General features: G+C 60.5%; 24 protein-coding genes and 1 pseudogene. 15 read left to right on the plus strand and 10 right to left on the minus strand.

Annotated elements, in window-relative coordinates:
• Nucleotides 1–8 precede the first annotated feature (8 nt).
• Entirely contained in the window at nucleotides 9–440 is a 432-nt protein-coding gene (locus tag ELQ88_RS33050; protein ID WP_138969397.1) for a TM2 domain-containing protein, read from the minus strand.
• A 251-nt stretch (nucleotides 441–691) separates the two neighbouring features.
• Between ELQ88_RS33050 and ELQ88_RS33055 the strand changes: the two genes are divergently transcribed.
• Nucleotides 692–1333, plus strand: coding sequence for a C40 family peptidase (locus ELQ88_RS33055; protein WP_138969613.1), 642 nt, complete (start codon nucleotides 692–694; stop codon nucleotides 1331–1333).
• Between the two features lie 141 nt (nucleotides 1334–1474).
• On the opposite strand, the gene ELQ88_RS33060 is transcribed toward ELQ88_RS33055, so the two are convergent.
• Nucleotides 1475–2509, minus strand: a complete 1035-nt coding sequence (locus ELQ88_RS33060; protein ID WP_128873521.1) for a type IV pilus twitching motility protein PilT — start codon at nucleotides 2507–2509, stop codon at nucleotides 1475–1477.
• A gap of 57 nt (nucleotides 2510–2566) precedes the next feature.
• Between ELQ88_RS33060 and ELQ88_RS33065 the strand changes: the two genes are divergently transcribed.
• The 10 genes and pseudogenes from ELQ88_RS33065 to ELQ88_RS33110 all read left to right on the plus strand — a co-directional run bounded on the left by ELQ88_RS33065 (nucleotide 2567) and on the right by ELQ88_RS33110 (nucleotide 9364).
• Complete coding sequence (locus ELQ88_RS33065; protein WP_128873522.1) at nucleotides 2567–3253, plus strand: YggS family pyridoxal phosphate-dependent enzyme; 687 nt, start codon at nucleotides 2567–2569, stop codon at nucleotides 3251–3253.
• Between the two features lie 36 nt (nucleotides 3254–3289).
• Nucleotides 3290–4108: a pyrroline-5-carboxylate reductase gene (gene proC, locus ELQ88_RS33070; protein WP_128873523.1), complete on the plus strand. Its 819-nt coding sequence runs from the start codon at nucleotides 3290–3292 to the stop codon at nucleotides 4106–4108.
• 24 nt (nucleotides 4109–4132) lie between these two features.
• Nucleotides 4133–4720 (plus strand): YggT family protein, encoded by a 588-nt coding sequence (locus ELQ88_RS33075; RefSeq protein ID WP_128873524.1) that lies wholly within the window; start codon nucleotides 4133–4135, stop codon nucleotides 4718–4720.
• Between the two features lie 4 nt (nucleotides 4721–4724).
• Nucleotides 4725–4826, plus strand: a pseudogene (locus ELQ88_RS34930) (YggU family protein); the annotation flags it as partial.
• 182 nt (nucleotides 4827–5008) lie between these two features.
• Nucleotides 5009–6148 (plus strand): homoserine O-acetyltransferase, encoded by a 1140-nt coding sequence (locus ELQ88_RS33085; RefSeq protein WP_128873525.1) that lies wholly within the window; start codon nucleotides 5009–5011, stop codon nucleotides 6146–6148.
• A gap of 7 nt (nucleotides 6149–6155) precedes the next feature.
• Nucleotides 6156–6776 carry a methionine biosynthesis protein MetW gene (metW, locus tag ELQ88_RS33090; protein ID WP_138969398.1) on the plus strand — a complete coding sequence of 207 codons (621 nt, stop codon included), beginning with the start codon at nucleotides 6156–6158 and terminating at the stop codon, nucleotides 6774–6776.
• A gap of 25 nt (nucleotides 6777–6801) precedes the next feature.
• Nucleotides 6802–7236, plus strand: a complete 435-nt coding sequence (locus ELQ88_RS33095; RefSeq protein ID WP_128873527.1) for a DUF4426 domain-containing protein — start codon at nucleotides 6802–6804, stop codon at nucleotides 7234–7236.
• Nucleotides 7233–7829, plus strand: a complete 597-nt coding sequence (gene rdgB, locus ELQ88_RS33100; RefSeq protein ID WP_128873528.1) for an RdgB/HAM1 family non-canonical purine NTP pyrophosphatase — start codon at nucleotides 7233–7235, stop codon at nucleotides 7827–7829. Before ELQ88_RS33095 ends, rdgB begins: the two co-directional genes overlap by 4 nt.
• A 68-nt stretch (nucleotides 7830–7897) precedes the next feature.
• Nucleotides 7898–9031 (plus strand): radical SAM family heme chaperone HemW, encoded by a 1134-nt coding sequence (gene hemW, locus ELQ88_RS33105; protein ID WP_218190533.1) that lies wholly within the window; start codon nucleotides 7898–7900, stop codon nucleotides 9029–9031.
• A gap of 9 nt (nucleotides 9032–9040) precedes the next feature.
• Nucleotides 9041–9364, plus strand: a complete 324-nt coding sequence (locus ELQ88_RS33110) for a DUF3392 domain-containing protein (RefSeq protein WP_128873530.1) — start codon at nucleotides 9041–9043, stop codon at nucleotides 9362–9364.
• A 130-nt stretch (nucleotides 9365–9494) separates the two neighbouring features.
• On the opposite strand, the gene trmB is transcribed toward ELQ88_RS33110, so the two are convergent.
• The 4 genes from trmB to ELQ88_RS33130 all read right to left on the minus strand — a co-directional run bounded on the left by trmB (nucleotide 9495) and on the right by ELQ88_RS33130 (nucleotide 11858).
• Nucleotides 9495–10220: a tRNA (guanosine(46)-N7)-methyltransferase TrmB gene (trmB, locus tag ELQ88_RS33115; RefSeq protein ID WP_138969399.1), complete on the minus strand. Its 726-nt coding sequence runs from the start codon at nucleotides 10218–10220 to the stop codon at nucleotides 9495–9497.
• A gap of 9 nt (nucleotides 10221–10229) precedes the next feature.
• The gene (locus ELQ88_RS33120) at nucleotides 10230–11024 is read right to left on the minus strand and encodes a thiazole synthase (protein WP_008068101.1); all 795 of its coding nucleotides are present in this window, start codon (nucleotides 11022–11024) and stop codon (nucleotides 10230–10232) included.
• A gap of 60 nt (nucleotides 11025–11084) precedes the next feature.
• Nucleotides 11085–11285, minus strand: a complete 201-nt coding sequence (thiS, locus tag ELQ88_RS33125) for a sulfur carrier protein ThiS (RefSeq protein WP_007897898.1) — start codon at nucleotides 11283–11285, stop codon at nucleotides 11085–11087.
• A gap of 201 nt (nucleotides 11286–11486) precedes the next feature.
• Nucleotides 11487–11858, minus strand: coding sequence for a DUF423 domain-containing protein (locus tag ELQ88_RS33130; protein WP_128873532.1), 372 nt, complete (start codon nucleotides 11856–11858; stop codon nucleotides 11487–11489).
• A gap of 74 nt (nucleotides 11859–11932) precedes the next feature.
• Here ELQ88_RS33130 and mtgA point away from each other — a divergent pair, with 74 nt between their 5' ends.
• Entirely contained in the window at nucleotides 11933–12655 is a 723-nt protein-coding gene (mtgA, locus tag ELQ88_RS33135) for a monofunctional biosynthetic peptidoglycan transglycosylase (protein ID WP_128873533.1), read from the plus strand.
• A 176-nt stretch (nucleotides 12656–12831) separates the two neighbouring features.
• Here the strand turns inward: mtgA and rpoH are convergent, their stop codons facing one another.
• The 4 genes from rpoH to ftsY form a co-directional block, all read right to left on the minus strand.
• Entirely contained in the window at nucleotides 12832–13686 is an 855-nt protein-coding gene (rpoH, locus tag ELQ88_RS33140) for an RNA polymerase sigma factor RpoH (protein ID WP_138969400.1), read from the minus strand.
• Nucleotides 13687–13805: 119 nt separating this feature from the next.
• Entirely contained in the window at nucleotides 13806–14828 is a 1023-nt protein-coding gene (gene ftsX, locus ELQ88_RS33145; RefSeq protein WP_138969401.1) for a permease-like cell division protein FtsX, read from the minus strand.
• On the minus strand, nucleotides 14825–15496 hold the full coding sequence (ftsE, locus tag ELQ88_RS33150; protein WP_064680267.1) for a cell division ATP-binding protein FtsE: 672 nt from the start codon (nucleotides 15494–15496) through the stop codon (nucleotides 14825–14827). The genes ftsX and ftsE overlap by 4 nt, the downstream gene beginning before the upstream one ends.
• A complete protein-coding gene (ftsY, locus tag ELQ88_RS33155; protein ID WP_138969402.1) occupies nucleotides 15493–17106 on the minus strand; it encodes a signal recognition particle-docking protein FtsY in 1614 nt (537 codons plus the stop codon). The genes ftsE and ftsY overlap by 4 nt, the downstream gene beginning before the upstream one ends.
• Nucleotides 17107–17449: 343 nt before the next feature.
• Here ftsY and ELQ88_RS33160 point away from each other — a divergent pair, with 343 nt between their 5' ends.
• Genes ELQ88_RS33160 through rsmD form a run of 3 tightly spaced genes read left to right on the plus strand, consistent with a single transcriptional unit; the run spans nucleotide 17450 to nucleotide 20899 of the window.
• Nucleotides 17450–18805, plus strand: a complete 1356-nt coding sequence (locus ELQ88_RS33160) for a pitrilysin family protein (RefSeq protein WP_138969403.1) — start codon at nucleotides 17450–17452, stop codon at nucleotides 18803–18805.
• Nucleotides 18798–20288, plus strand: coding sequence for a pitrilysin family protein (locus ELQ88_RS33165; protein ID WP_138969404.1), 1491 nt, complete (start codon nucleotides 18798–18800; stop codon nucleotides 20286–20288). The genes ELQ88_RS33160 and ELQ88_RS33165 overlap by 8 nt, the downstream gene beginning before the upstream one ends.
• Nucleotides 20288–20899, plus strand: coding sequence for a 16S rRNA (guanine(966)-N(2))-methyltransferase RsmD (rsmD, locus tag ELQ88_RS33170; RefSeq protein WP_138969405.1), 612 nt, complete (start codon nucleotides 20288–20290; stop codon nucleotides 20897–20899). The genes ELQ88_RS33165 and rsmD overlap by 1 nt, the downstream gene beginning before the upstream one ends.
• Nucleotides 20900–20927 lie beyond the last annotated feature (28 nt).

Below are 20927 nucleotides of genomic sequence, written 5' to 3' on the forward strand. Positions count from 1 at the left end.
ACGAAGACTTACTGGAAGGCACCTCTGTTCTGCGCATTGCGAATCGACACCTGGTCGTTCAACGTCCAGAAGTCATACAGCACCCCCAGAAAGAACAACCCGCCCGTCACCAGGTACAGCAACCCGCTGATCCATTTGCCCTGATACATCCGGTGCAGGCCGAATACCCCAAGAAACGTCAGCAGAATCCAGGCAACGTTGTATTCGATAGGCCCGGCGGTAAATCGCAAGTCCGCTTCACGGTCCATGGCCGGGATCAGAAACAGATCGATCAGCCAGCCGATACCCAGCAAACCGAGGGTGAAGAACCAGATCGTCCCGGTCACCGGCTTGCCGTAATAGAAGCGGTGAGCCCCGGTAAAACCGAAAATCCACAGCAGGTAGCCGATCACTTTGCTGTGGGTGTCCTGATGTGGAACGGGGTGTTGATAGGTGTTCATGGAGGACCTCGATTCACACGATAGATAAATATTCTTTAAAACTTTGTGACTTTTTTACAGGTGGCCGACGCATGGCATCCGGCCACGTCAATCTGCGCCAAAGCCTTGTTCGCAAAAGACTTATTGCCAAAACCCGCGTCAACTTTTTGCTTATTTGGTTCCTTTGCGACCAGGCGGAATCGACCAACGGACTTAAAAAAGACCAAAAAGCTGTTATAAAGTTGCGCGTTCACCCATATGAGCCTTGCCTAATGCGTCCATTTTTCAAGACATGGCTAACCATTTGCCTATTATTGCCCCTGGCCGCCCACGCCACCAACCGTGAGCAACGTCTTCCAAACGTTAATGGTTACACCCCCAAATCCCATGTATCTGTTCCTTCGAGCAAGTACAAGAAAGCAGGACCACGTTCCCCTTACCTGAACAGCAGCAATACCAGCACCAGCAAGAACAAGAGCAGCCTGGTTCCGCCAATGGCGAGCAAGGAAAGCAGCAATGTGCTGAGCCGCGCCGTCAACGTGCTCGGCACTCCGTACCGTTGGGGCGGCAGCAGCCCAAGCAAAGGTTTCGATTGCAGCGGCCTGGTGAAATACGCGTTCAACGACGCCACGTTTGACCTGCCGCGCACGTCGAACGCCATGGCCAGCGGTCATGGCGAGAAAGTCGATCGCAAGGATCTGAAGCCTGGCGACCTGATTTTCTTCAACATCAAGAGTCGCAGGGTCAATCATGTTGCCATCTACCTGGGCAACGACCGCTTTATCCACGCACCTCGCCGTGGCAAATCGGTCAGCATCGATACCCTGAACAAACCGTATTGGGAAAAACACTATGTGGTTGCCAAGCGGGTTCTGCCGATAGAGCAGAACACCCTACAGGTTGTTCAGCGCTGATTTGAATCTCTTGTTCTGATCCGGAACATGCTCCGATCATGACGGCCTCTTCGCGGGCAAGCCCGCTCCCACAAGGACTGCATTGATCCTGTGGGAGCGGGCTTGCCCGCGAAGAGGCCCTTGAAAGCGCCACAAATCCCCTCAAAAACTATCCGGTGACCGCGCTTTCTCCCGCGCATGCTCCCGGCTGATCAAGCCCTTGTTCACCAGATCCTTCAAGCACATGTCCAGCGTCTGCATCCCGATCGATCCCCCGGTCTGAATCGACGAGTACATCTGTGCCACCTTGTCTTCGCGGATCAGGTTACGAATCGCCGATGTGCCCAGCATGATTTCGTGGGCGGCTATTCGCCCGCCACCGATCTTTTTCACCAGGGCCTGGGAAACCACCGCCAGCAGCGACTCGGACAGCATCGAACGCACCATCGATTTCTCATCCCCCGGAAACACATCCACAATCCTGTCGATGGTTTTCGCCGCCGAAGTGGTGTGCAGCGTGCCAAACACCAGGTGACCGGTCTCGGCGGCCGTCAGCGCGAGGCGGATGGTTTCCAGATCACGCATCTCCCCCACCAGAATCACATCCGGATCCTCCCGTAGCGCCGAGCGCAGGGCTGTGGCGAAGCTGCGGGTATCGCGATGGACTTCGCGCTGGTTGATCAGGCATTTGCGCGATTCGTGGACGAACTCGATCGGGTCTTCGACGGTAAGAATGTGATGGTGGCGATGGTTGTTCAGGTAATCGATCATGGCCGCCAGGGTGGTGGACTTGCCGGAGCCGGTCGGACCGGTCACCAGCACCAGGCCGCGGGAGGATTCTGTAATCTTGCGAAACACTTCCCCCATCCCCAGGTCCTCCATGCTCAGCACCTTGGACGGGATGGTCCGAAACACCGCGCCAGCACCGCGGTTCTGATTGAACACATTGACCCGAAAACGCGCGACACCGGGCACCTCAAAGGAAAAATCGGCCTCCAGGTGTTTTTCAAACTCCACCCGCTGAACATCGTTCATGACGTCGTAGATCAACTCATGGACCTGCTTGGCGTCCAGTGCCGGCAGATTGATGCGCCGCACATCGCCATCGACGCGAATCATCGGTGGCAGGCCGGCAGACAGGTGCAGGTCGGACGCACCTTGTTTGGCGCTGAAGGCCAGCAGCTCAGTGATATCCATAGCGTTCCTCAATTCCAGTAGAATGCCGCGACCCTCAGACCCGCTGGCGCCTTTCGAATGTCCACGATAGCAGACAACGTCACTCAGGTTAGTTCACGCATCCACGCCGCGGCTGTTGCCGCCCATCGTGACGAAAACAGCGTCCAGCTGCTGGCTGTGAGCAAAACCAAGCCCGCTGCAGCACTGCGCGAAGCCTATGCCGCCGGGATCCGCGACTTTGGCGAAAATTACCTGCAGGAAGCCCTGGGCAAACAGCTCGAATTGGCCGACCTGCCCTTGATCTGGCACTTCATCGGCCCCATTCAATCGAACAAGACTCGCGCTATCGCCGAGCACTTCGCCTGGGTGCACTCCGTGGATCGATTGAAAATCGCACAACGCCTGTCCGAACAACGTCCCGCCGATTTGCCCCCCCTGAACATCTGCATCCAGGTCAATGTCAGCGGTGAAGCGAGTAAATCCGGCTGTACCCCGGCCGATCTGCCGGCCCTGGCCAATGCCATCAGCGCCCTGCCGAATCTCGAGTTGCGCGGACTGATGGCGATTCCCGAGCCGACTGAAGACCGCGCCGAACAGGATGCAGCCTTTGCTGCCGTGCAGAGTCTGCAAGCCAGCCTGAACCTGCCGCTCGACACACTTTCCATGGGCATGAGCCACGACCTGGAGTCGGCCATTGCCCAAGGTGCCACTTGGGTCCGTATCGGAACGGCGCTCTTTGGTGCCCGCGACTATAGCCAGCCTTGAAACCATGGCTGACACCTCTCTCTATAAGGACCTGACATGAGCAACATTCGTATTGCCTTTATCGGTGCCGGCAACATGGCCGCCAGCCTGATCGGCGGCTTGCGCGCCAAGGGTCTGGACGCTGCGCAGATCCGCGCCAGCGATCCGGGCGCCGACACCCGCGCCCGTGTGAACGCCGAGCACGGCATCGAAGTATTCGCCGACAACGCCCAAGCCATCCAGGACGCCGATGTGGTCGTGCTGGCAGTCAAACCCCAGGCGATGAAAGCCGTCTGCGAAGCCATTCGCCCAAGCCTCAAGCCGAATCAACTGGTGGTGTCGATCGCCGCCGGTATCACCTGCGCCAGCATGAACAGCTGGCTCGGCGCCCAACCGATCGTGCGTTGCATGCCCAACACCCCGGCGCTGCTGCGTCAGGGCGTAAGCGGTTTGTACGCAACGGCCGAAGTGAACGCCGAACAACGCCAGCAGGCGCAAACGTTGTTATCCGCCGTCGGCATCGCGCTGTGGCTGGACGAAGAGCAGCAACTGGACGCAGTCACCGCCGTCTCTGGCAGCGGCCCGGCGTACTTCTTCCTGCTGATCGAGGCCATGACCGCTGCCGGCGTAAAGCTCGGCCTGCCAGCGGATATCGCCGCACAACTGACCCTGCAAACTGCATTGGGCGCCGCGCACATGGCAGTCGCCAGTGACGTCGATGCCGCCGAACTGCGTCGTCGCGTGACATCGCCTGCGGGCACTACGGAAGCTGCGATCAAGTCGTTCCAGGCCGGGGGCTTCGAAGCCCTGGTAGAAAAAGCACTCGGCGCCGCTGCTCACCGCTCGGCCGAGATGGCTGAGCAACTCGGTCGCTAATCAGCTCTTACAAAGGAATCAAAGATGCTCGGACTCAATGACGCTGCCATTTTCATCATTAAAACCCTAGGCAGCCTGTACCTGCTGATTGTGCTGATGCGCTTCATCCTGCAACTGGTCAGGGCGAACTTCTATAACCCACTCTGCCAGTTCATCGTCAAAGCCACGCAACCGCTGCTCAAGCCTCTGCGCCGGGTGATCCCGAGCATGTTCGGGCTGGACATGTCGTCGCTGGTACTGGCGTTGATCATTCAGATGCTGTTGATTGCAGTCATCCTGCTGCTCAAAGGCTTCATGGTCGACTGGCTGCTTCTGGTGCCATGGGCACTGATCGCGCTCTTCTCGCTGTTTTTGAATATTATTTTCTACGCGATGATCATCAGCGTGATCCTGTCCTGGGTTGCACCGGGCAGCCACAATCCGGGCGCTGAACTGGTCGCACAGATCACAGAACCGGTACTCGCTCCGTTCCGCCGGATCATTCCGAGCCTGGGTGGTCTGGATATCTCGCCGATCTTCGCGTTTATCGTGATCCAGCTGCTGCAAAGCTGGCTGATCCCACGCCTTGCGTACTTCGCCCTCATGCCCAACGGGCTGCTCGGGCTGATCTGATCCGGTGAGCTTGATCAGTGGCGAGTTGAACCGGCAGAAGCGGATGCGGATTTGTTCGCCGAAGAAGCTGCCGGATTTGCCTGATCTGCTGCGTAAGGCAGGCTGACCGCGTCATCGTTCTTCGCGGGCAAGCCTCGCGCCTACGGGATTTATGCGATCCCTTTGGAGCGAGGCTTGCCCGCGAAGGCCGCGCCTCGATTTGACATGAAACAATCAGGCCCGGCCTTTGCTTGCCGCTAACCCCCCCGGTCTTTAGACTTACGCCTCATTTCAACGAGAGCAGGGTCGATGCCAACTGCCTTCCCCCCCGATTCTGTTGGTCTGGTGACGCCGCAAGTGGCGCACTTCAGCGAACCCCTGGCCCTGGCCTGTGGCCGTTCGCTCCCAGCTTATGACCTGATCTACGAGACCTACGGCACGCTGAACGCCACGGCGAGCAATGCCGTGCTGATCTGCCACGCCTTGTCCGGCCACCATCATGCCGCCGGCTTCCATAGCCCCGACGACCGCAAACCCGGTTGGTGGGACAGCTGCATCGGCCCCGGCAAACCGATCGACACCAACACGTTCTTCGTGGTCAGCCTGAACAACCTCGGCGGCTGCAACGGCTCTACCGGCCCGAGCAGCATCAACCCGGAGACCGGCAAGCCGTTCGGTGCCGACTTCCCGGTACTGACCGTGGAAGATTGGGTGCACAGCCAGGCACGCTTGTCCGACCTGCTCGGCATCCGCCAGTGGGCGGCCGTGATTGGCGGCAGCCTCGGCGGCATGCAGGCGCTGCAGTGGACCATCACTTATCCGGACCGCGTGCGGCACTGCCTGGCCATCGCCTCGGCACCCAAGCTGTCGGCGCAGAACATCGCGTTCAACGAAGTGGCGCGCCAGGCGATCCTCACCGACCCCGAATTCCACGGCGGCTCCTTCCAGGAAGCGGGTGTGATCCCCAAGCGCGGGTTGATGCTGGCGCGGATGGTCGGGCACATCACCTACCTGTCCGACGACTCCATGGGCGAGAAATTCGGCCGCGGCCTGAAGAGCGAAAAGCTCAACTACGACTTCCATAGCGTCGAGTTCCAGGTCGAAAGCTACCTGCGTTATCAGGGCGAAGAGTTCTCCGGGCGTTTCGACGCCAACACTTACCTGCTGATGACCAAGGCGCTGGACTACTTCGACCCGGCGGCGAACTTCGACGATGACCTGGCGAAAACCTTCGCCGGCGCCACCGCCAAATTCTGCGTGATGTCCTTCACCACCGACTGGCGCTTCTCTCCGGCCCGCTCGCGGGAACTGGTGGATGCGCTGATGGCGGCGAAAAAAGACGTCTGCTACCTGGAAATCGACGCTCCGCAAGGTCATGACGCCTTCCTGATTCCGATCCCGCGTTATCTGCAGGCGTTCAGCAACTACATGAAACGTATATCGCTTTGAGGAAGACATGAGAGCCGATCTGGAAATCATCCAGGAATGGATCCCCGCCGGCAGCCGCGTGCTCGACCTCGGCTGCGGTGATGGCGAGTTGCTGACCTGGCTGCGGGACAACAAGCAGGTCACCGGCTATGGCCTGGAAAACGACCCGGACAACATCGCCGAATGCGTGGCCAAGGGCATCAACGTCATCGAGCAGGACCTGGACAAGGGCCTCGGCAACTTCGCCAGCGACAGCTTCGACATCGTGGTCATGACCCAGGCGCTGCAAGCGGTGCATTACCCGGACAGGATTCTCGACGAAATGCTGCGGGTCGGTCGCCAATGCATCATCACGTTCCCCAACTTCGGCCACTGGCGCTGCCGCTGGTACCTGGCGAGCAAGGGGCGGATGCCGGTTTCCGAGTTTCTGCCCTACACCTGGTACAACACGCCGAACATCCACTTCTGCACCTTCGCCGACTTTGAAGCCTTGTGCCGCGAACGTGAAGCCAAGGTCATTGATCGGCTGGCCGTGGATCAACAGCATCGGCACGGGTGGGCCAGTAAGCTATGGCCTAATCTGTTAGGTGAGATCGGTATTTACCGCGTCAGCAGCCCGGGGCTGCAAGACCACAAGGTCGCGGTCTGAACAGCGACACTACGAGGAGAACATCATGGGTCGTCTAGCGCTGTTTTTACTCACTGCCTGCCTGAGCGTCACGGCCATGGCCGCCGACGTCATCAAGGGCGAGCGCAAAGAAACCTTTGGCGACGTGACGGTGCATTACAACACGTTCAATTCCACCTTCCTGACACCCGATATCGCCAAAGCGGCCGGGCTGACGCGAAGCAAGAACCAGGGTGTGATCAACGTCTCCGTGCTCAAGGATGGCAAGCCTCTGACCGCTGAAGTCAGCGGATCGGTGAAAGACCTGACCAGCCAGACCGTGCCGTTGAAGTTCAAACAGATCACTGAACAAGGCGCGATCTACTACATCGCCCAGTTCCCGGTCGATCAGCAAGAAATCCGGACCTTCAACATCAAGGTGCAGAACGGCGATAAAATCAACACCATCAATTTCAACCAAGAGCTCTTCCCCGGCGAATGATCAATTTCACGCAACTCGTACTGGCCAGCCATAACGCCGGCAAACTCAAGGAACTCCAGGCCATGCTCGGCGAATCGGTGCACTTGCGCTCGATCGGCGAGTTCAGCAGCGTCGAGCCTGAAGAAACCGGCCTGTCGTTCGTCGAAAACGCCATCCTCAAGGCCCGCAATGCCGCGCGCATCTCCGGTTTACCGGCGCTGGCCGACGATTCGGGGCTGGCGGTGGACTTCCTCGGCGGTGCGCCAGGGATCTATTCGGCGCGTTATGCCGACGGTCTGGGCGATGCGGCGAACAACGCCAAACTGCTCGACGCCTTGAAAGACGTGCCTGAAGCCGAGCGTGGCGCACAGTTCGTCTGCGTGCTGGCGTTGGTGCGGCATGCCGAGGATCCGTTGCCGATCCTCTGCGAAGGCCTGTGGCACGGGCGTATCCTGCCTGCGGCCAGTGGCGAACACGGCTTTGGCTACGATCCGCTGTTCTGGGTGCCGGAGCGCGATTGCTCCAGTGCAGAACTGAGCCCGAGCGAAAAAAACCTCATCAGCCACCGCGCCCGTGCAATGGATCTGCTGCGCCAGCGTTTGGGCTTGAAATGACCCATGACTCGTCCGCGTCGCCGCTGATCTTCGGCGGTGCCGCACAATCGCCACGGGCTGCGCTCCCCATGCTGCCGCCCCTGGCGTTGTACATCCACATCCCGTGGTGTGTGCGCAAATGCCCCTATTGCGACTTCAACTCCCATACCGCCAGCCCGGTGCTGCCGGAAGAAGAGTATGTGGACGCCTTGCTGGCCGACCTCGATCAGGACCTGCACGCCGTCTACGGCCGTGAGCTGAGCTCGATCTTTTTTGGTGGCGGTACGCCAAGCCTGTTCAGCGCCGAGGCGTTGGGCCGCTTGCTCAAAGGCGTCGAGCAACGCATAGCGTTTGCCAGCGACATTGAAATCACCCTGGAAGCCAATCCAGGAACGTTCGAGCAGGAAAAGTTCGTCGCCTACCGAAAACTGGGGATCAATCGCCTGTCGATCGGCATCCAGAGCTTTCAGGAAGAAAAACTCAAGGCCCTGGGGCGGATTCACAACGGCGATGAAGCCGTGCGTGCCGCCGGCATGGCCCGCCAGGCAGGCTTCGACAACTTCAACATGGACTTGATGCACGGGCTGCCCGATCAGTCCCTGGACGACGCCCTGGGCGACCTGCGCCAGGCCATTGCCCTGAAGCCGACCCACTTGTCCTGGTACCAGCTGACGCTGGAGCCGAACACAGTGTTCTGGAACCAGCCACCGACGCTGCCGGAAGACGACACCTTGTGGGACATCCAGGAAGCCGGTCAGGCCCTGCTGGCCGAGCACGGTTATGCGCAATACGAAGTCTCGGCCTATGCCCAACCGGGGCGTGCGGCGCGGCACAACCTCAATTACTGGAGTTTCGGCGATTTCATCGGCATCGGCGCCGGCGCCCACGGCAAGCTCAGCCATCCGGACGGACGCATCGTGCGTACCTGGAAGACGCGCCTGCCGAAGGACTACCTCAATCCCGCCAAAAGCTTCCAGGCCGGGGAGAAAGCCCTGACCAACGAAGAGATGCCGTTCGAATTCCTGATGAACGCCCTGCGCCTGACCGAAGGCGTCGAATCGCGACTGTACCCCGAGCGCACCGGCATGACCCTGGAAAGCCTCGCCGAAGGCCGTCGCGAGGCCGAACAAAGTGGCTTGTTGCAGGTCGAACCGTCACGTCTGGCAGCCACGATGCGCGGACAACTGTTTCTCAATGACTTGTTGCAGACATTTCTGACATAAGGAAATCGAATGGATTTGGTACTCGACCTGCTCGCCACAGCGTCCCGCTGGAGTCGCAGCAATCTCTCGGAAATCGCCCTGGCCCTGGTGGGTTGTCTGCTGGTGCTGTTTGGCGCGGATATAAAAGGCTGGGTCGATCAACGCCTGGGCAGCATCGCCGGCGCCTTGCGCGTGCCGCTGATGGCCCTGGTGTGCATGGTCGGCAGCGGCGTGGCGCTGATCTACGCCACACCGTGGATCATCAAAGGCCTGAGTCAGTTCAACAACTACAGCCTGGCGCCGGTGTTGTTGGTGGTGCTGGTGTTGATCGGCGTGGTAGCCGACCGCCGCTGACTCAAACACAACACAAAACGACTGTGGGAGCGGGCTTGCTCGCGAAGAGGGAGTGTCAGTCGACATTAATATCGACTGATACACCGCCTTCGCGAGCAAGCCCGCTCCCACAGTTGGTATGGCGTATGATTTAAGACTGTTTTTCGAACTTCAGATCCCAAACCCCATGCCCAAGCCGTTCGCCGCGGCGTTCGAACTTGGTGATCGGACGCTCGGTCGGGCGCGGGACGCACTTGCCGTCTTCGGCCAGGTTGCGATAACCCGGCGCGACGTTCATCACTTCCAGCATGTACTCGGCATACGGTTCCCAGTCGGTGGCCATGTGCAGCACCCCGCCGACCTTCAACTTGCTGCGCACCAGCTCCGCGAACGAGGCCTGAACGATACGGCGCTTGTGGTGGCGGCTCTTGTGCCACGGGTCCGGAAAAAACAGCATCAGGCGATCGAGGCTGTTGTCGGCCACGCAACGGTTGAGCACTTCGATCGCATCGCAATCGTAGACCCGCAGGTTGGTCAGGCCCTGGGTCAGCACGCCATTGAGCAGCGCGCCAACACCCGGACGGTGCACTTCCACGCCAATGAAATCCTGTTCCGGCGAGGCTGCAGCCATTTCCAGCAGCGAATGGCCCATGCCGAAACCGATTTCCAGCGAGCGCGGCGCCGAACGGCCGAACACTTGATCGAAGTCCACCGGCGCATCGGCCAACGGCAGCACGAACAGCGGCGCGCCCTGGTCCAGACCGCGCTGCTGGCCTTCGGTCATGCGCCCGGCGCGCATCACGAAACTCTTGATGCGGCGGTGTTGGCGCTCGTCGCCTTCTTCCGTCTGGATAGGCGTGTCGTTTGATTCAGTCATCAATGGCTCTTACTTGATCAGACCATCCAGCGGCGAGGACGCGCTGGCATAGAGTTTTTTCGGCATGCGGCCGGCGAGGTAGGCCAGGCGGCCCGCGACGATCGCGTGTTTCATGGCTTCAGCCATCATGATCGGCTGCTGGGCATGGGCAATGGCCGAGTTCATCAGCACCGCTTCGCAGCCCAGTTCCATGGCGATGGTGGCGTCAGAGGCGGTACCGACACCGGCATCCACCAGCACAGGGATCTTGGCTTCTTCGAGGATGATCTGCAGGTTGTACGGGTTGCAGATCCCCAGGCCTGTGCCAATCAGACCGGCCAGCGGCATGACCGCGATAACGCCGATTTCCGCCAGTTGACGGGCGATGATCGGGTCATCGCTGGTGTAGACCATCACGTCGAAACCTTCCTTGACCAGCACTTCGGCGGCCTTGAGGGTTTCGATCACGTTGGGGAACAGGGTTTTCTGGTCGGCCAGTACTTCCAGCTTCACCAGGTTGTGGCCGCCGAGCAGCTCACGGGCCAGGCGGCAAGTGCGCACAGCCTCGGTCGCGTCGAAGCAACCGGCGGTGTTCGGCAGGAAGGTGTAGCGGTCCGGCGACAGGACTTCGAGCAGGTTCGGTTCGCCCGGGTTCTGGCCGAGGTTGGTGCGGCGCACGGCGAAGGTGACGATCTCGGCACCCGAGGCTTCGATGGCCAGGCGGGTTTCTTCCATGTCGCGGTACTTGCCGGTGCCTACCAGCAAACGCGACTGGTAGGTACGACCGGCCAGGACGAAGGGCTTGTCGCTACGAACGATGCTCATGGGAAATCCTCTGTTGGGGTGAGGTTCTTGCAGAATTCTGTGCCCTTGCGGGCCCGACGGCTAGCCGCCGCCGATGGCGTGGACCACTTCGACCGAATCGCCGTCGTTCAGCGTGGTTTCAGCATGCTGGCTGCGCGGGACGATATCCAGATTGAGTTCGACCGCCACCCGGCGTCCGGTCAGCTCCAGACGGGTCAGCAGGGCCGCAACGGTTTCACCGTCGGGCAGTTCAAGGGATTCGCCGTTCAATTGAATGCGCATACCGAAGGGCCGCCATCATTTTTAGGGGCTGGCATTCTAGCCCGATCAGTCTTGGCGACCCAAGCCATTCGTCATGATTTGGACAGACGCGCCTTGCCCCCTGTAGGAGCTGGCTTGCCAGCGAAGAGGCCCTTACAGTCGACATCATTGTTGTCTGAAAGTACGCCTTCGCTGGCAAGCCAGCTCCTACAGGGGGGGGGATCAGGCCAACCGCCAGGCGGCGAGGCCCAGGCAGAACCAGCCAACCAGGAATGCCAGGCCGCCGAAGGGCGTGATGATGCCCAGCTTGCTGATGCCGGTCATGGTCAACACGTACAAACTGCCGGAAAACAGCAGGATGCCGATGGCAAAGGACGCCCCGGCCCAGCCGATCAAGCGACCGGGGATCTGCGTGGCCAGCAGCGCCACGCCCAATAATGCCAAGGTGTGCACCAACTGGTAGGTGACGCCGGTGTGGAAGATCGCCAGGTATTCGGGCGTCAGACGGCTTTTCAAGCCGTGAGCGGCGAACGCGCCAAGGGCAACGCCGGTGAAGCCGAAGAAAGCGGCCAGCATCAGAAAGCCACGCAGCATGAAGAACTCCAGTCAGACTCGATCCACAGGGTCTGTATAATGGCCCGCTCGACGGGTTCGGCCAAGCCATCTCTATGCTGCGTTTATTCTTACGACGATTCATGAAGGCCCTGCTCTGGTTCGCGGGCGGCAGCGTAGTGCTGGTGTTGATTTTTCGCGTGGTGCCACCGCCAGGGACCACGCTGATGGTCGAGCGCAAGATCGAATCCTGGATCGACGGCGAGCCGATTGACCTGCAACGCACCTGGAAGCCCTGGGATGAAATCTCCGACGACCTGAAAGTCGCGGTGATTGCGGGTGAGGATCAGAAATTCCCGGAGCACTGGGGTTTTGACTTCGGTGCGATCCAGAAAGCATTGGCCCACAACGAGCTCGGCGGCACGATCCGGGGTGCCAGCACCCTGAGCCAGCAGGTCTCGAAAAACCTGTTCCTGTGGTCCGGCCGCAGCTGGCTGCGCAAAGGCCTGGAAGCCTGGTTTACCGGGCTGATCGAAGTTCTGTGGCCCAAGCAGCGGATTCTTGAGGTGTACCTCAACAGCGTGGAGTGGGATGAAGGGGTGTTTGGCGCTGAAGCGGCGGCCAGGCATCATTTTGGCGTAAGCGCCAAGGGGCTGAGCCGACAGCAATCAAGTTTGCTGGCGGCCGTACTGCCCAACCCGCGCGTGTGGAGCGCCAGTCATCCGACCAACTACGTAGCCCGGCGGGCGGGGTGGATTCGGCAACAGATGAGCCAGCTGGGTGGCGACAGTTATCTGGTGGGCATCAACGATTCGCGCCGGGCGCCTTGGTCAAATTAACGCCGCGCCCCTTGCAGGAGCTGGCTTGCCAGCGAAGGCGGTATGCCTGACACACCGAGTCGCCTGATTCGCCGGCAAGCCAGCTCCTACAAGAGCCGCGCCAGGCTTAAGATTCTGGGCACCAACAAAAACGCCCCGATCAATGAACGGGGCGTTTTTTATTGCCGGTGTGCAGGTTATGCAGCAATCGACAACTTGAGCTTGTTCATCGCGCTCTTCTCGAGCTGACGAATACGCTCGGCCGACACGTTGTACTTCTGCGCCAGGTCGTGCAGCGTGGCTTTTTCTTCTGCCAGCCAGCGCTGGTAGAGGATGTCACGGCTGCGGTCGTCCAGCACTTCCAGCGCTTCGTGCAGGTTGTGGCTGGAGTTGTCGCTCCAGTCGGCATCTTCCAGTTGACGGGCCGGGTCGTACCGGTGGTCTTCCAGATAGTTGGCCGGCGATTGGAATGCACTGTCGTCGTCCGCTTCCGCGGCTGGGTCGAAGGCCATGTCATGGCCGGTCAGGCGACTTTCCATCTCGCGCACTTCCCGCGGCTCTACGCCAAGGCTTTCCGCCACACGGTGGACTTCCTCGTTGTTCAGCCACGCCAGACGTTTTTTCTGGCTGCGCAGGTTGAAGAACAGCTTGCGCTGGGCCTTGGTGGTCGCGACTTTCACGATGCGCCAGTTGCGCAGGATGAACTCGTGGATTTCCGCCTTGATCCAGTGCACAGCGAACGAAACCAGACGCACACCCATTTCCGGGTTGAAGCGCTTCACGGCCTTCATCAGGCCGACGTTGCCTTCCTGAATCAGGTCAGCCTGAGCCAGGCCGTAGCCGGAATAGCTACGGGCGATATGTACGACAAAACGCAGGTGGGCGAGCACCATCTGCCGAGCCGCCCCCAAATCCTGCTCATAATAGAGACTCTCGGCCAGTTCACGCTCCTGCTCCGGCGTCAGCAATGGAATGCTGTTGACGGTGTGCACATAGGCCTCCAGGTTCGCACCCGGGACCAGAGCATATGCAGGTTGCAAAGAATTGGTCATACGAAAAAACCTCCGACTTACAAACTCGTGCAGTTCAGCACTGCGAAAATTGACCGGAAACCAAAGAACAAGTTCCCTAAACCCATAAAAGCTGAAAGGTCAATACGAGCAAAATGATACTACTTAGGCGCAAGCTCCCTCAGGTGGCGTGCGACTGCAATCCATGCACCGATATACCCTAACAGCACCGCGCCAAGCAAGAGCGACAGACCGTCGGCAACCGGCACGCCGGCCAGCGCGAAATCACTGCCGTACAAACCGGCCAGCCCGACTACCGCGTCGTTCAGCCAGTCCAGGCCGAACGCCAGTACGCCCCATGAAAGAATCCCCGCACCAAAGCCATACAGCGCACCCATATACAGAAAAGGCCTGCGCACATAGCTGTCAGTGCCGCCCACGAGTTTAATCACTTCTATCTCTGTGCGGCGGTTTTCAATATGAAGACGAATGGTATTGCCTATCACCAAAAGTAATGCAGAAACCAGAAGCACGGTCAGACCGAAGACAAAACGGTCGCCCAGCTTGAGGATGGCTGCCAGACGCTCGACCCAGACTAGATCAAGTTGTGCCTGTTGTACCTTCGGCAGCTCGGAAAGTTTTTGTCTCAATGCTTCAAGAGCAGGCTTGTCGACTTCGTTCGGGGTCACCAGCACCACGCCTGGCAACGGGTTTTCCGGCAATTCCTTCAGGGCCTCGCCCAGTCCGGACTGTTGCTGGAACTCTTCGAGCGCCTGATCGCGGCCGACATAGTCGGCCTCCGCGACCCCGGGCATGCCCTTGATCTGCTCGCGCAACGCCTCGCCCTCGGTCGGGCTGGCGTCGATTTGCAGATAAAGGGAAATCTGCGCCGCACGCTGCCAGGAACCGCCGAGGCGTTCGACGTTACCTAGCAAAAGTGACAGGCCCATGGGCAGACTGAGAGCAACCGCCATCACCATGCAGGTGAAAAAGCTGCCGACCGGCTGCTTGCCCAGGCGCCGCAAACTATCCACCAGGCTGGCACGATGGCTTTCGATCCAGGCGCGCAGCAGCGTGGCGAAATCCGGCCCATCGTCATCGTCGCGTTTTTTCTTCTGCGGTTGCGGATCGGCACCCTTGGGCGCTACGCGCTCGGACACCTTGGGGCTGCGTGTCGCGCTCATACCGCGGCCTCCCCGTCGCCGATCAATCGGCCGCGTTGCAAGGTCAGCATGCGGTGACGCATGCGAGCGATCAGCGCCAGGTCGTGACTGGCGATCAGTACGCTGGTGCCCAGGCGGTTGATGTCTTCGAAGACGCCCATGATTTCGGCTGCCAGGCGCGGGTCGAGGTTACCGGTCGGTTCGTCCGCCAGCAGCAGGGCCGGGCGGTGGACGATTGCACGGGCGATGCCGACGCGCTGTTGCTGACCGGTAGACAGATCGCCCGGGTACAGATCGGTCTTGTCCGACAGCGCCACGCGCTCCAGGGCCGAGTCCACACGCTTGACAATCTCGGCCTTGGACAGGCCAAGAATCTGCAACGGCAATGCGACGTTGTTGAACACCGTGCGATCGAACAACAACTGGTGGTTCTGGAACACCACGCCGATCTGCCGACGCAGGAAAGGTATCTGCGCGTTGCTGATGGTGGCCAGGTCTTGCCCGGCCAGCAGCAATTTGCCCGTGGTCGGGCGTTCCATGGCCAACAGCAGCCGCAACAGGGTGCTTTTACCGGCGCCGGAATGGCCGGTGACAAACAAGAATTCGCCCCGACGGACTCGAAAGCTCAGCTCATGCAAGCCGACGTGACCGTTCGGGTAGCGTTTACCGACCTGTTCGAAACGAATCATGAACGCTCCCGCTCGGCAAACAGTGCCTGGACAAAGGGTTCTGCTTCAAAAGTACGCAAATCATCGATGCCTTCACCGACGCCAATGTAGCGAATCGGCAGGCCAAACTGCTTGGCCAGGGCGAAAATCACCCCGCCCTTGGCGGTGCCGTCGAGTTTGGTCAGTGCCAGGCCGGTCAATTCGACGGTCTGGTTGAACTGTTTGGCCTGGTTGATGGCGTTCTGGCCGGTGCCGGCATCCAGAACCAGCAACACTTCGTGGGGCGCGTCGGCATCGAGCTTGCTGATCACCCGGCGCACCTTCTTCAGCTCTTCCATCAAGTTGTCTTTGGTGTGCAGGCGACCGGCGGTGTCGGCAATCAGGACGTCGATGCCACGGGCCTTGGCGGCCTGCACGGCGTCGAAGATCACCGATGCCGAGTCGGCGCCGGTGTGCTGGGCAATCACCGGGATCTTGTTGCGCTCGCCCCAGACCTGCAACTGCTCGACCGCTGCGGCGCGGAACGTGTCACCCGCCGCCAGCATGACCTTCTTGCCTTCGAGCTGCAGCTTCTTCGCCAGCTTGCCGATGGTAGTGGTCTTGCCGGCACCGTTGACACCGACCACCAGAATCACGAACGGCTTGTTCTGCGAGGTGATCTTCAGCGGCTGCTCGACGGGCTTGAGCATTGCCGCCAGCTCGGCCTGCAGGGACTTGTAGAGCGCATCCGCATCGGCCAGCTCCTTGCGCGCGACCTTCTGGGTCAGGCGCTGGATGATCACCGAAGTGGCTTCGACGCCCACATCGGCGGTCAACAGACGGGTCTCGATGTCTTCGAGCAGCTCGTCATCGATGATCTTCTTGCCCAGGAACAGGCTGGCCATGCCTTCGCCGATGCTGGCACTGGTCTTGGACAGGCCTTGCTTGAGACGGGCGAAGAAACCGGCCTTGGTTTCCTCAGTACGCACAGGCGCTGCGGGTGCTTCGACGGGGACGGCAGGTGCCGGAGCAACGGGGGCAGTAACAGGAACGGGTGCCGGAACAACCGGAACAACGACAGGCGCGGGGGCTGGGACAACCGGAGCCGCAACGGGAACAGGAGCTGGAGCTGGAGCAACCGGAGCCGCAACGGGAACGGGTTCTCGAGCAACCGGAGCAATAAACGCTGGAGCCACAGGCTCCGGGATCACTGGAACAGGCTCGGCCACCACAACGGGAACGACCACCGGTGGCTGAACCGGCTCGGGAGCAAAGGCAGTCGGGGCTGGAATCGGTGGCGCAATATGCGGCGCCAGTTCATCTTCGACCAATGCCACCGGCTCCTCCGCCACAGGCAATGTCAGCCAGGGCTCGGCGGTGGGGGTCAACGGATACTGGGGTACGGTGTCGGCCACGACCCGGGGTTCAGGCTCGGTGACCGGTTGCAACACCGGCTCGGCGATCGGCAAGACCACCGGCGCGGGCTGTTCATCGATGACCGGCGCAGGCGTTGGCTCAGGCAGCTCGGGAAGTGGCTGTGGCTGTGGCTGTTCGACGACGGGTTCCTGCGGCTTTTTGCGCAGCCATCCGAACAGGCTTTTCTTCTCGCCAGCCGCAGCTGGGGCTTTCTTGTCGTCGTTGGAACCAAACATGGAGGACGGCTATCTCACAGTAGCGACGCGCCAAAGGGCGCCTCGGCAAATGAATATTCGATGCTGAACAGACTGCGATTGATCCAGCTTGTTCACGCGCAACATTTTATCGAGGTGCAAACGGCACCTTACAAAATCGATTTCACGAAGGACTGAAGCGGCAAAATCGGCGAAAAAGCAAAGTCTAGTCGATAAACCACAGCCTTTTGCCGCAAACCCATACAACCTGATCAAACACAAAGGCCTGATAGGCGTGGCCGCCAGTAAAACGGATCAGTATCCTAGCACCCTCTCGCCCGCTGACGCTAAGAACAAGCGGGCAGCCCCAAAGGTTTAAAAACGAATGAATGCTCTAGCCCGCCGCGCTGCAGGCCTGCTGCTCAGCACAGTTTGCCTGCCCCTTTCGGCCCTGGCTGCCGATCCACAACCCACCCACGAATTCACCCTCGATAACGGCCTGAAGGTCGTCGTGCGCGAGGACCATCGTGCGCCGGTGGTGGTTTCCCAGGTCTGGTACAAGGTCGGCTCCAGCTACGAGACGCCGGGTCAGACCGGTTTGTCCCACGCCCTGGAACACATGATGTTCAAGGGCAGCGAGAAAGTCGGCCCCGGCGAGGCCTCCCTGATCCTGCGCGACCTCGGTGCCGAAGAGAACGCCTTTACCAGCGACGACTTCACCGCCTATTACCAGGTCCTGGCCCGCGACCGCCTGGGCGTGGCCTTCGAGCTGGAAGCCGACCGCATGGCCACCCTGCGCCTGCCGGCGGACGAGTTCGCCCGCGAGATCGAGGTCATTAAAGAGGAACGTCGCCTGCGCACCGACGACAAGCCGATGTCCAAGGCCTACGAACGTTTCAAGGCCATGGCCTACCCGGCCAGCGGCTACCACACGCCGACCATCGGCTGGATGGCGGACCTGGACCGCATGAAGGTCGAAGAGCTGCGCCACTGGTACCAGTCCTGGTACGTGCCGAACAACGCCACCCTGGTGGTGGTGGGCGACGTGACGCCGGATGAAGTCAAAACCCTGGCCCAACGCTACTTCGGCCCGATCGCCAAGCGTGACGTGCCGGCGGCGAAAATCCCGCTGGAGCTGGCCGAACCCGGCGAACGCCAGATCACCTTGCACGTGCAGACCCAACTGCCAAGCCTGATGCTGGGCTTCAACGTGCCCAGCATCGCCACCGCCGAAGACAAACGCCCGGTGAACGCCTTGCGCCTGATTTCCGCCCTGCTCGATGGCGGCTACAGCGGCCGCATCCCGACGCAACTGGAACGCGGCGAAGAACTGGTGTCGGGCGGTTCGTCGAGCTACGACGCCTATACCCGTGGCGACAGCCTGTTTACCCTGTCGGCAACACCGAACACCCAGAAAAACAAAACCATGGCCCAGGTCGAAGCCGGCCTGTGGAAGCTGCTTGAACAGCTGAAAACCACGGCGCCGTCCACCGAAGAACTGGAACGCGTCCGCGCGCAGGTCATTGCCGGCCTGGTCTACGAGCGTGACTCGATCACCAGCCAGGCCACCGCAATCGGCCAACTGGAAACCGTGGGCCTGTCCTGGAAGTTGATGGACACCGAACTGGCCGACCTGGAAAGCGTCACTCCGCAAGATATCCAGAACGCCGCCAAGCTGTACTTCACCCGCGAACGTCTCAGCGTCGCCCATGTCCTGCCACAGGAGACGACTCATGAGTGAGCGTAAAAAAACCCGCCTGGCCCTGGCCGGCCTGATCGTCGCCGCACTGGTCGGGTCTGCCGTGTTTTACTTTGCAAAGACCGACGAATCAAAGGCCAGCGAAGCCCTGGACAAGGCCAAGGCCAGCCAGAAACTGCAATCGCTGGCCGAGCTCGATGGCAAGGCACCCAGCCGCCGCAGTCTGGATGTGCAGACCTGGAACACCGCCGAAGGCGCCAAGGTACTGTTCGTCGAGGCTCGCGAATTGCCGATGTTCGACATGCGCCTGATCTTTTCCGCCGGCAGCAGCCAGGACGCAGACGCGCCGGGCCTGGCCGTACTGACCAACGCCATGCTCAACGAAGGCGTGGCCGGTAAAGATGTCGGCGCCATCGCCCAGGGCTTCGAAGGCCTGGGCGCGGACTTTGGCAACGGCGCATTCAAGGACATGGCACTGGCCTCCCTGCGCAGCCTCAGCGCCGCGGACAAACGCGAACCCGCGCTGAAACTGTTCTCGGAAGTGGTCGGCAAACCGACCTTCCCTGCCGATTCGTTCGCGCGCATCAAGAACCAGATGCTGGCCGGTTTCGAATACCAGAAGCAGAACCCTGGCAAATTGGCGAGTATGGAGCTGATGAACCGCCTGTACGGTGATCATCCTTACGCGCATTCCAGCGATGGCACGGAGAAAACCATACCGGCGATCACCCTGGCGCAACTGAAGGCGTTCCATGAAAAAGCCTACGCCTCCGGCAACGTGGTCATTGCGCTGGTAGGCGACCTGTCCCGCGCCGAAGCCGAGGCGATTGCCGCACAGGTATCCGGTGCGCTGCCCAAAGGACCGGCCCTGGCGAAGATCCCGCAACCGGCAGAACCCAAAGCCAGCATTGGCCATATCGAGTTTCCGTCCAAGCAGACCAACCTGATGCTCGCGCAATTGGGCATCGACCGTGACGATCCGGACTACGCGGCACTGTCCATGGGCAACCAGATCCTTGGCGGCGGTGGTTTTGGCACCCGGCTGATGAGCGAAGTGCGCGAGAAGCGTGGCCTGGCCTACGGCGTCTATTCGGGCTTCACCCCGATGCAGGCGCGCGGGCCGTTCATGATCAACCTGCAAACCCGCGCCGAAATGAGCGAAGGCACACTTAAACTGGTGCAGGATGTACTCGCCGACTACCTCAAGACCGGCCCGACGGCAAAAGAACTCGACGACGCCAAGCGTGAACTGGCCGGCAGCTTTCCGCTGTCTACCGCCAGCAACGCCGATATCGTCGGTCAGCTCGGCGCCATGGGTTTCTACAACCTGCCGTTGAGCTATCTGGAAGATTTCATGCAGCAATCCCAGAGCCTGACCGTCGAACAGGTCAAAACCGCACTGAACAAACACTTGAGCACGGACAAACTGGTCATCGTCAGCGCTGGCCCGACCGTGCCACAAAAGCCGTTACCGGCCCCTTCTGATAAACCTGCCGAGCAACCGCTCGGGGTTCCGGAGCATTGATGGCCACTCGTCCTAAAAAACCCGTACACAACGTGCATAACGGCGTGAACCAACTGCGTATCATCGGCGGTGAATGGGGCAGCCGAAAGCTGAGCTTCCCCGATGCACCGGGCCTGCGCCCGACCCCGGACCGGGTGCGCGAAACCCTGTTCAACTGGCTCGCACCCTATGTCGCCGGGGCAAAAGTATTTGATCCATTCGCCGGCAGCGGCGCGTTGTTTCTCGAGGCTTTATCCCGTGGCGCAGCGATGGGCCAGGCGCTGGATGCGAGCAACATCGCGGTAGCGAGCATCAAGGAACATCTGGGTACCCTGCGCTGCTCGACCGGCCAGATTCAGACGGCCGATGCCTTGCGCTACCTGGAAACCCAGCCAGCGGTTGCCTACGACCTGGTGTTCCTCGACCCGCCGTTCAATCAGAATCTGTTGCCTGCCGTGTGCGCGCTGCTTGAAGAACGCCAATGGCTGGCCGATGACGCCTGGGTGTACACCGAAAGCGAAACCGCGCCTTCGAAGCTTGGCCTGCCGGAGAACTGGCGCCTGCACCGCGAACAGAAATCCGGGCGCGTGTACTACTCGTTGTGGCAACGTATGGCAGAGATCGCCGGTTAACCGACCGGCCTGAAAAGGTGCGCACAGG

It is taken from the genome of Pseudomonas sp. MPC6 (assembly GCF_006094435.1).
Lineage (GTDB): Bacteria > Pseudomonadota > Gammaproteobacteria > Pseudomonadales > Pseudomonadaceae > Aquipseudomonas.

Bases quoted from the DNA above. Each gene is read 5' to 3' on its own strand.
- rdgB (WP_128873528.1), top strand. From the start codon at position 7,233: ATGATCAATTTCACGCAACTCGTACTGGCCAGCCATAACGCCGGCAAA.
- ELQ88_RS33050 (WP_138969397.1), bottom strand. From the start codon at position 440: ATGAACACCTATCAACACCCCGTTCCACATCAGGACACCCACAGCAAA.
- hemW (WP_218190533.1), top strand. From the start codon at position 7,898: ATGCTGCCGCCCCTGGCGTTGTACATCCACATCCCGTGGTGTGTGCGC.
- ELQ88_RS33120 (WP_008068101.1), bottom strand. From the start codon at position 11,024: ATGAGCATCGTTCGTAGCGACAAGCCCTTCGTCCTGGCCGGTCGTACC.
- ELQ88_RS33110 (WP_128873530.1), top strand. From the start codon at position 9,041: ATGGATTTGGTACTCGACCTGCTCGCCACAGCGTCCCGCTGGAGTCGC.
- proC (WP_128873523.1), top strand. From the start codon at position 3,290: ATGAGCAACATTCGTATTGCCTTTATCGGTGCCGGCAACATGGCCGCC.
- ELQ88_RS33065 (WP_128873522.1), top strand. From the start codon at position 2,567: ATGTCCACGATAGCAGACAACGTCACTCAGGTTAGTTCACGCATCCAC.
- mtgA (WP_128873533.1), top strand. From the start codon at position 11,933: ATGCTGCGTTTATTCTTACGACGATTCATGAAGGCCCTGCTCTGGTTC.
- ftsE (WP_064680267.1), bottom strand. From the start codon at position 15,496: ATGATTCGTTTCGAACAGGTCGGTAAACGCTACCCGAACGGTCACGTC.
- ftsY (WP_138969402.1), bottom strand. From the start codon at position 17,106: ATGTTTGGTTCCAACGACGACAAGAAAGCCCCAGCTGCGGCTGGCGAG.
- ELQ88_RS33085 (WP_128873525.1), top strand. From the start codon at position 5,009: ATGCCAACTGCCTTCCCCCCCGATTCTGTTGGTCTGGTGACGCCGCAA.
- rsmD (WP_138969405.1), top strand. From the start codon at position 20,288: ATGGCCACTCGTCCTAAAAAACCCGTACACAACGTGCATAACGGCGTG.
- ELQ88_RS33165 (WP_138969404.1), top strand. From the start codon at position 18,798: ATGAGTGAGCGTAAAAAAACCCGCCTGGCCCTGGCCGGCCTGATCGTC.
- rpoH (WP_138969400.1), bottom strand. From the start codon at position 13,686: ATGACCAATTCTTTGCAACCTGCATATGCTCTGGTCCCGGGTGCGAAC.
- ftsX (WP_138969401.1), bottom strand. From the start codon at position 14,828: ATGAGCGCGACACGCAGCCCCAAGGTGTCCGAGCGCGTAGCGCCCAAG.
- ELQ88_RS33055 (WP_138969613.1), top strand. From the start codon at position 692: ATGCGTCCATTTTTCAAGACATGGCTAACCATTTGCCTATTATTGCCC.
- ELQ88_RS33130 (WP_128873532.1), bottom strand. From the start codon at position 11,858: ATGCTGCGTGGCTTTCTGATGCTGGCCGCTTTCTTCGGCTTCACCGGC.
- ELQ88_RS33160 (WP_138969403.1), top strand. From the start codon at position 17,450: ATGAATGCTCTAGCCCGCCGCGCTGCAGGCCTGCTGCTCAGCACAGTT.
- thiS (WP_007897898.1), bottom strand. From the start codon at position 11,285: ATGCGCATTCAATTGAACGGCGAATCCCTTGAACTGCCCGACGGTGAA.
- ELQ88_RS33075 (WP_128873524.1), top strand. From the start codon at position 4,133: ATGCTCGGACTCAATGACGCTGCCATTTTCATCATTAAAACCCTAGGC.
- ELQ88_RS33060 (WP_128873521.1), bottom strand. From the start codon at position 2,509: ATGGATATCACTGAGCTGCTGGCCTTCAGCGCCAAACAAGGTGCGTCC.
- trmB (WP_138969399.1), bottom strand. From the start codon at position 10,220: ATGACTGAATCAAACGACACGCCTATCCAGACGGAAGAAGGCGACGAG.
- metW (WP_138969398.1), top strand. From the start codon at position 6,156: ATGAGAGCCGATCTGGAAATCATCCAGGAATGGATCCCCGCCGGCAGC.
- ELQ88_RS33095 (WP_128873527.1), top strand. From the start codon at position 6,802: ATGGGTCGTCTAGCGCTGTTTTTACTCACTGCCTGCCTGAGCGTCACG.